This window comes from Mesorhizobium sp. M7A.F.Ca.CA.002.04.1.1 (assembly GCF_004022805.1).
Classification (GTDB): domain Bacteria; phylum Pseudomonadota; class Alphaproteobacteria; order Rhizobiales; family Rhizobiaceae; genus Mesorhizobium; species Mesorhizobium ciceri.
The window spans coordinates 22,724-28,985 of the sequence record NZ_RZPL01000004.1 but is presented as its reverse complement, the minus strand read 5'-3'; the positions used below and the strand labels follow the sequence as shown (position 1 = coordinate 28,985).

Below are 6,262 nucleotides of genomic sequence, written 5' to 3'. Positions count from 1 at the left end.
GGACGACCACCGACTATCGCGACTTGCTCAGGAAGATCGCGGAGATCGGACCGGCCCTGGAAGCCAACGCCACCGCCGATGAGGAGAATGGCGAACTGACTGCGGCCACGTTCGAGCTGCTGAAGCCGCTGCGCATGTCGCATATCTTTGCCGCGGAGAGCCTCGGCGGTGCGCAGTTGCGACCCACCGAGGGTCTCGAACTGCTGGCGGCGATCACCTGGCATTCCGGGGCGGCCGGCTGGGTTTCCATGGTGCATTGCTGCATCGGCGCGATGTCGGCTGCCTTTCTGCCGGACAGCGCGGTCGAGCGGCTGTTCGCGCCGGGCTCCGACAACCGTTTCTCGGGACAGGGGGCGCCGCTCGGCATGCTGAAGAAGGTCGACGGTGGCTACCGGCTGAACGGCAAGTGGAGCTATGGCAGCGGCTTCAGCCACGCCACCTATAGCCACAGTGCCGCCTTCGTCGACGACGGCACCGGCAAGCCCGCCAAGGACGATAGGGGCAATGTGATCATCATGTGCGCCCATGCGCCGATCTCCCAGCACAAGCAGCTCGGCAATTGGGACGTTCTGGGCCTCGGAGGCACCGGCAGCATCGACTATGCGGCCGAGGACGTCTTCATCGCCGACGATCTCGTCTTCCCGATCCTGACCGCACCGCCGCTGCGCCAGAAGGAGTTCTTCAGTCTCGGTGTCGTCGGCCTCGCCGCCATCGGTCATACCGGCTGGGCACTCGGCACCGGGCGGCGGATGCTGGACGAGATCGCCAAGTTCGCCCGCAGCAAGTCAGGCCGCGCCGGGTTGATCGGCGAGAGCGAGAAATTCTGGCACGACTATGGCCGCGCCGAAGCCCGCTATCGCGCTGCCCGCGCCTTCATCTTCGAAGTCTGGCGCGACATCGAGATGACGGTCGAAGCCGGCAACAGCATGTCGACGCGTCAGATCAGCCTTGTCCATCTGGCCAAATCCGAGATTCACGAGGTTGGCGTCGACATCTGCAACTTCGCCTACCGCGCGGGCGGCGGTGCGTCGCTGCGCGCCGGTGTGATCCAGCGCACCTTCCGCGAGATGATGGTGGCGGCCAACCATTTCACGATCGCGCCATCGATCGTCACCTCGGCCGGCCGCGACATCGGCGGGGTGTGGAGCGATCGCACCTGGCAGTTCTACGATCTGATCGAGAAGAAGTAGTCGCAAGGGCCGGACGGCGGACCCATCCGGCCCCATTTCATGCTGCAGAAGAGAGACGTCGATGAGCTTCCCGCATCCGATGACCAACGCCTTCCGCGAAGCCTTTCGCCACCATCCGGCCGGTGTTGCCGTGATCACGGCCGATCCCGGCGACAGACCGGTGGCGATGACCGTGTCCTCGCTGATCTCTGTAAGTGCTGCGCCACCGGTCGTCGCCTTCTCGCTGTCGATGAAATCGACCTCGTCCGAACCCTTGCTGCGGGCGCAGACCATGGTGATCCACCTGCTGCGCTACACCGATATCGACCTGGCGCAGCTCTGCGCGTCGAGCGGCGCGGAACGCTTCCCGCCGGGAGGCGCCTGGGCTCGGCTGCCCACGGGCGAACCGCGCTATACCGGCGTCTCGACCTGGTTCCGCGCCCGCCGGCTCGGCGTCCTGCCGATCGAGGGCGCGACACTGGTGGCGGCCGAACTCCTTGACGGCGAGGTGCAGCCGGACGAGATCCCCCCTGAGGCGCATTCGCTGGTCTACCTCGACCGTCGCTGGCATCGCCTGCACAAGGAACTGGACGGCGTGGCTGAACTTCTTGAGTCGTCGCGTTTTCTTTGAACGGTGCCGGCTGTCCGGCCGCTGCGCACGGAATTCGCTAAGCCAGTCAAACGCGTTCGAGCGTCAGTCGCACCGTCCCCCTGGCCCGCCGTGCAGGGTTGAGGGCCATCCAGCCAGTTGGGCACTGGTCGGAGCTTCGTCCCGCATCGGATGCATGTCTCAGCTTACGTTAGACATTTCTACAAAATATATCACATGTTGACGTTAATTTAACAGGCTACTATGGTCTGTTTACCGCATCGGATGCGGCGCTTTGGTATCACCGTTGCTCGTTGATTGTCGTCATGTCCGTCATCCTTATCCCAACCTGCAGGATTGCCTTGCAGCGCCCTTCACCAGTTGCTGAAAACGGCGGCGCCCATGCCCAGTTTGCTCGGAATCGATAACGGTCTCACGGTCACCAAGGCGGTGATCTTCGATGCCGATGGCACGCAGTTGTCGGTGGCGCGTCGGCGGGTTCCGCAATCGATGCCCCATGCGCGCTGGGTGGAGCGCGACATGGCCGGCCTCTGGCAAGCGACCGCCGACGCAATCAAGGAGGCGATCGCGCTATGTGGCCGCCCGGCGGACGACATCAGGGCGGTGGCGGCAACCGCGCATGGCGACGGTCTCTATTTGCTCGACAAGGATCGTCGGCCGCTGGGGCCTGGAATCCTGTCGCTCGATAGCCGCGCCGGCAAGATTGTCGAGCGATGGTCGGCGGACCGGGTCTTCGAAGAGGCGCTAGCGCGAACAGGCCAGGCGCCCCACGTCTCGGCGCCGTCGGCGCTGCTCGCCTGGATCAGGGAGCACGAACCGGCCCGCTATGGGCGTATCGGGCATATACTGGCCTGCAAGGACTGGCTGCGCTTTTGCCTGACCGGCAAGATCGGCACCGACCGTACCGAGGCCAGCACCTCATTCACGGATTTCCGCACGCAAGCCTTCGCGCCGGAAGCGTTGCGAATCTTCGGATTGGACGATGTTTTCGACGCGCTGCCGCCGATGGCGCACTCCGCCGCGATCGTCGGCCATGTCACCGCCGAGGCAGCCGAAATGACCGGCCTTGCCAAGGGAACACCGGTCGCGTGCGGACTGCATGACGTGACTGCCTCCGCACTTGGCATGGGCGGCCATGAGGAGGGCGTGCTCGCCATCGTCGCCGGAACCTATTCCATCAACGAAGTCGTCTCTTCGCAACCACGCGTCGACCCGCGTTGGCTCTGTCGCAACGCCATCGACGCAGGCCGCTGGAACAACATGGCGATCTCGCCGGCCTCGACCGCGAACTACGACTGGTTTCTCGACACGTTCTGCCGCTCGGAGCAGGAAAAGGCATCGATCGATGGCGACTCGATCCACGAGCTTCTGGCAGCAGAGATCGACGCGGCGCTGAAGAAGCCCTCGACCATCCTGTTTCATCCCTATCTGTTCGGCTCTCCTTATGGCGATGTTGCCAGCGGCGGCTTTGTCGGCCTGCACGGCTGGCACAATCGCGGCGATATGCTGAAGGCGGTTCTGGAGGGCATTGCCTTCAATCACCGCACCCATGTCGAAGCCTTGCGCGACGGCTTTGCCATCAGCGAGATCCGCCTGACCGGCGGCGGTTCGCGCAATCCGGCCTTCGTTCAGATGTTTGCCGACGTGCTGAACGCCCCGGTCATCGTCACCTCGACCGACGAGGCCGCGGCCTTTGGCGCTGCCCTTTGCGCGGGGGCGGCGGTTGGCATCTTCGCGACGCCGCAACAGGGCGCCAGGCAGGTCGGGATGACGGCGCGCCAATACGAGCCTGACCAAGCCTCGAGTGCTGTGTTCAACGAGCGCTTTTCCCTCTATGGCCGCATAGCCGGTGCGCTCGAACCGCATTGGCCCGACATCGAGAAGCTGGGCCGGCCAGACACTGGGGGAACCGCATGATCAAGGCCGACGAACGACGCGAAGAGATCGCCGACTATGTGATCAAGCTCGGCCAGGTGCGCATCGACGATCTGGTCGAGCATTTCGGCGTGTCGCGCATGACCGTCCACCGGCATATCGACCGGCTGGCGCAGCAGGGCGTGCTGCGCAAGCTGCACGGTGCGGTGACGGTTCAGCCTTCCGGCCTCTACGAAAGCGCCTTCCGCTACCGTGTGACGGTCAACCGGGCCGAGAAGGATGCGCTGGCGCGGGCAGCACTCGATTATGTCGAAGCCGGCCAGGTGGTGATGCTGGACGATTCCTCGACGGCAAACGCCGTCGCGGCACTGCTGCTCGACGTCAAGCCGCTGACCGTCATCACCAACTCCGTAGCGACGGCATCACTGCTGATCAATGTCGACGAACTCGACTTCATCTGTCTCGGCGGCCAGTACCACGGCACCTACAACGCCTATATCGGTATCGTCTGCGAGAACGCCGTGGCGCAGCTGCGCGCCAATGTGCTGATCTGTTCGGCTTCGGCCATCACCGGAACCACGGCCTTCATCCAGGATCCCAATGTCGTGCGGGTCAAGCAGGCGATGATGGCCGCATCGGCCAAGCGTATCCTTCTGATCGACCATGCCAAGTTCGACAGGATCGCGCTGCATGTCTTCGACGATCTGACCAGCTTCGATGTCGTGCTGGCGACCGAAGGCCTGGGCGATGCGCGGGCGCAAGCTCTCGAACGGGCCGGCGTGAAGCTGCGCATCGTCAAGACGAGAGCGTCATGAGCTCAAGCGAAGCAACATTTACGGAAAATCCCGCCGGGCGTTTGGCCGCCATGGCCGGAACCGGCGAGGTCGACGTCGTCATTCTTGGCGCCGGCATTAACGGGGCAGGGCTGTTTCGCGACCTGTGCGCGCAAGGCGTCAGCTGTCTGATCGTCGACAAGGCGGATTTCGGCTCGGGCACCAGTGCCGCGCCGTCGCGGCTCATTCACGGTGGCCTGAAATATCTCGAAACCGGCGAGTTCGGGCTGGTCGCACAGTCGACACTTGAACGCAATCTGCTTTTGAAGAACGCGCCGCACTATGTCAGCCCGCTGCCGACCGTCATCCCGATCTTTTCCTGGAGCAAGGGCATGTTGGCGGCCTTGCGGACGCTGTTCGGCTCGACCAGCGCACCGCGCAGCCGCGGCGCCATCCTGATCAAGATCGGCCTGATGATCTATGATTTCTACGGCTCGCGAAACCAGGTCATGCCGCGCCACCGCATGGTCGGGCGGCGCCAGGCGCTCAGCGGGATGCCGGCGCTCAATCCTTCGATCGTCGCCACCGGCACCTACTACGACGCCAAGATAAGCCACCCCGAAAGGCTCGTGCTTGAACTGATCCTCGATGGGCGGCAGGCAAACGCGGCCTCGGCCAGCGCGAACTATACGGCGCTGGTCAAGTCCGCCGATGGGGTACTGACCTTCCAGCCGGAAAACGGCGCGGCCTTTTCGGTGCGGCCGAAGCTGGTGGTCAACGCCGCCGGTCCGTGGATCGACGATGTCAACGAATTGCTTGGCGCGCCGTCGAAGATGATCGGCGGCACCAAGGGCTCGCACGTCCTGCTCAAGCATGACGAACTGGTCAAAAGCCTGGCCGGGCGCATGCTCTATTTCGAAGCCGATGACGGCCGCATCTGCCTCATCTACGATTATCTCGGCCTGGCGCTGGTCGGCTCCACCGACATCAAGGCCGACAATCCCGACGCGGTGCGCTGCGAGCCCGACGAAGTCGAGTACCTGCTCGACAGCGTGCGGACTCTGCTGCCGGGAATGGCGTTCGAGCGCGACCAGATCGTCTACGCCTATAGCGGCATCAGGCCGCTGCCGGCCTCCGATGCATCGCTGCCCGGGCTGATCAGCCGTGACCACTCCGCGCCGGTCGCCGAGCCGGATCGGAACAGACCTTTCGCGGTCATCTCGCTGGTCGGCGGCAAGTGGACGACCTTTCGCGGCTTTGCCGAGGAAGTCGCCGACACCGTGCTCGGCCGCCTGCAGCACAGCCGCAAGGTGACGACGCAAGCCATGCCGATCGGCGGCGGCAGGGATTTCCCGACCAATGCCGCAGCGCGAGCAAGTTGGCTGGCTCTGGCTCGCTCGAAGACGGGCGCTGAGGAACGGCGTCTCGATGCGCTGCTGTCGCGATACGGCACCAGAGCCACGCAGATCGCCACGCATGGGTCGGGCGATGAGGGTCGGCTGCCGGATTCAGAAAGCTACAGCAAATCGGAAATCGACTACATCGTCCGCAACGAGTTCGTCGAACATCTGGCCGACATCGTCATGCGCCGCAGCACCTTGGCGATATCAGGCTCCCTGACAGGCCGCGACCTGCAGGCGATTGCGGCGATTGCCGGACAGGCGCTGGGCTGGAGCGCCGGGCGCCTTGCAAGGGAAGTCGAGGCCGCAATTGTGGAACTCGAGGACCGGAACCTGATGCGGCTGGGTTGATCAGTCCGTCACCGATGCTCTTCACAAGGCAATCCGGTTGGTTTGCCCATGGATGCGCCGCATCCGCAAATCGCCCAACTCACA

At 64.1% G+C, this 6,262-nt stretch carries 5 protein-coding genes; all 5 read left to right on the top strand.

Annotated features, from left to right (window positions below; all coding sequences use genetic code 11):
- The coding region (locus ENZ75_RS00535) for an acyl-CoA dehydrogenase (RefSeq protein WP_128277858.1) at window positions 1-1,190 on the top strand (1,190 nt) is incomplete at its 5' end.
- 61 nt (window positions 1,191-1,251) lie between these two features.
- The gene (locus ENZ75_RS00530; RefSeq protein ID WP_013533080.1) at window positions 1,252-1,800 is read left to right on the top strand and encodes a flavin reductase family protein; all 549 of its coding nucleotides are present in this window, start codon (window positions 1,252-1,254) and stop codon (window positions 1,798-1,800) included.
- A 360-nt stretch (window positions 1,801-2,160) separates the two neighbouring features.
- Complete coding sequence (locus ENZ75_RS00525) at window positions 2,161-3,696, top strand: FGGY-family carbohydrate kinase (protein WP_063167510.1); 1,536 nt, start codon at window positions 2,161-2,163, stop codon at window positions 3,694-3,696.
- Window positions 3,693-4,469, top strand: coding sequence for a DeoR/GlpR family DNA-binding transcription regulator (locus ENZ75_RS00520; RefSeq protein ID WP_063167511.1), 777 nt, complete (start codon window positions 3,693-3,695; stop codon window positions 4,467-4,469). The genes ENZ75_RS00525 and ENZ75_RS00520 overlap by 4 nt, the downstream gene beginning before the upstream one ends.
- 50 nt (window positions 4,470-4,519) lie before the next feature.
- On the top strand, window positions 4,520-6,178 hold the full coding sequence (locus ENZ75_RS00515; protein ID WP_164747145.1) for a glycerol-3-phosphate dehydrogenase/oxidase: 1,659 nt from the start codon (window positions 4,520-4,522) through the stop codon (window positions 6,176-6,178).
- Window positions 6,179-6,262 lie beyond the last annotated feature (84 nt).